Annotated in this window: 3 protein-coding genes; all 3 read left to right on the plus strand. The window is 38.1% G+C overall.

Annotated elements, in window-relative coordinates:
* A partial coding sequence (locus tag ACKI5B_RS00795) for a trigger factor (protein ID WP_486401656.1) occupies window positions 1–723 on the plus strand: 723 nt, incomplete at its 5' end.
* A gap of 133 nt (window positions 724–856) precedes the next feature.
* The gene (gene clpP / locus ACKI5B_RS00800) at window positions 857–1,480 is read left to right on the plus strand and encodes an ATP-dependent Clp endopeptidase proteolytic subunit ClpP (RefSeq protein ID WP_407425050.1); all 624 of its coding nucleotides are present in this window, start codon (window positions 857–859) and stop codon (window positions 1,478–1,480) included.
* Window positions 1,480–1,952: ClpX C4-type zinc finger protein (locus tag ACKI5B_RS00805; RefSeq protein ID WP_407425051.1), on the plus strand; the 473-nt coding region annotated here is incomplete at its 3' end. The genes clpP and ACKI5B_RS00805, both read left to right, overlap by 1 nt.

The raw sequence follows: 1,952 nt of genomic DNA on the forward strand, positions 1-1,952 counted from the left end.
ATCGGTCTCAAAAAAGGCGATACAAAAGAAATTACCAAAAAATACGGTAAAGACGAAAAAGACGAATCGCTCAAAGGCCAGACAAAAAAATATTCTGTTACAGTTAAACAGATTAAAGTACGCAATCTGCCGGCCTTGGACGATGATCTTGCACAGGATGTTAACGAAAAGTTCAAGACACTTGAAGACCTTAAAAAAGATATCATGCGCAATCTTGAAACAGCAAAAGAACGCAAAATCAGCGAAATCAAAACAAACAGCCTTCTTTCACAGCTTATCGAGAAATATCCGTTTGAAATTCCAGCAAGCATGTTGAACGCAGAACTCGACGGACGCTGGAGAATGATGGCTCAGCAGTTCCAGACTACAGTCGAAGAACTTGACCGCATGATTACAGCTTCAGGCCAGAAAAAAGAAGATATGCTCAAAGAATGGACTGGAGATGCTGAAAAAATGCTCAAGAGCCGCATTATTGTTGACTCACTTCTTAAAGAAAAAAATATTTCTGTAACTCCAGAAGAAATCGAAGCAGAATATCAGAAAATTGCTGACGGTAACGGTCTTACAGTTGAAGAAGTTAAACAGCACTACACTGACCCGCGTTCAAAAGAATATTTGATTGACGAAGCAAAAGAACAAAAACTTTACAAGGATTTGTTCGCACAGGTTAAGCTTTCTAAAGGCGATAAAGTTTCGTTTAAAGACCTGTTTAATCAGCAATAATCTTTGCCTATAAAAACTGGAATGTTCTTTAATTTTAAGAACATTCCGTTTTTTTTTGGACTTTTTTAGTTAAATTCATTATATTTATATTAATTCTGGAATTAATCCGGAACATCAGACAAAGGAATATTTAATGAACGAACAGATGAATAACTACATGCCGAGTGTTATTGAAAGAAGCGGCAATGGAGAACGTTTTTACGACATTTATTCACGTCTTTTAAAAGACAGAATTATTTTCGTCGATGGCGAAATCAACGATTTAAATGCAGATTTAGTTGTTGCCCAGATTCTATTTTTGGAATCAGAAAACCCGGACAAAGATATCAGTATTTATATTAACTCTCCAGGCGGAAGTGTTACTGCAGGACTTGCAATCTATGATGCCATGCAATATGTAAAATGTGACATTCAGACTATCTGCATTGGTCAGGCAGCTTCAATGGGAGCAATTCTTCTTGCTGGCGGCACAAAAGGGAAACGTTTTGCCCTTCCTTCCTGCAGGGTCATGATTCATCAGCCTAGAGGCGGAGTTCAGGGGCAGGAAAGTGATATCGCAGTTCAGGCAAAGGAAATTATCCGTCTTAAAAAGCTTTCTATCAAATATCTTGCAGAAAAATGCGGACAAACAGAAGAAAAAATCGCTAAAGACATGGAGCGCGATTTCTTTATGAGCGCCGAAGAAGCATTAGCATATGGAATTGTAGACAAAGTTATGCCTTCAAGAATTTCATCTGATTCAACAGGAGCAAAATAATGAGAGGATTTCGTTCAGACGTTCAGTACTGTTCTTTCTGTGGAAAGCCAGGTGATGATAAACGTCATCTTGTAGCAGCCCCAACAAGCGGAATTTTCATCTGCGACAAATGTATCGCAGTATGTGAAGGCATGCTTACAAAGCAGGAAAATTCAATTGATCCTATCGATATAGCAGATGTTCCGACTCCAAAAGAATTCAAATCATATCTTGATGAATATGTAATTGGTCAAGATTATGCTAAAAAAGCTCTTTCGGTTGCAGTTTACAATCACTATAAACGCATGTCAAAGCTTGATTCAATCCGAAAAGACGATGAAGTTAAAATCGAAAAATCAAACGTACTTTTAATTGGTCCAACAGGTTCGGGAAAGACATTACTTGCACGCACTTTAGCAGAAAAGCTTAAAGTCCCATTTGCAATTGCTGATGCCACTACCCTGACTGAAGCCGGATATGTTGGTGAAGATGT

This window comes from Treponema sp. (genome assembly GCF_045657965.1).
Lineage (GTDB): Bacteria > Spirochaetota > Spirochaetia > Treponematales > Treponemataceae > Treponema_D.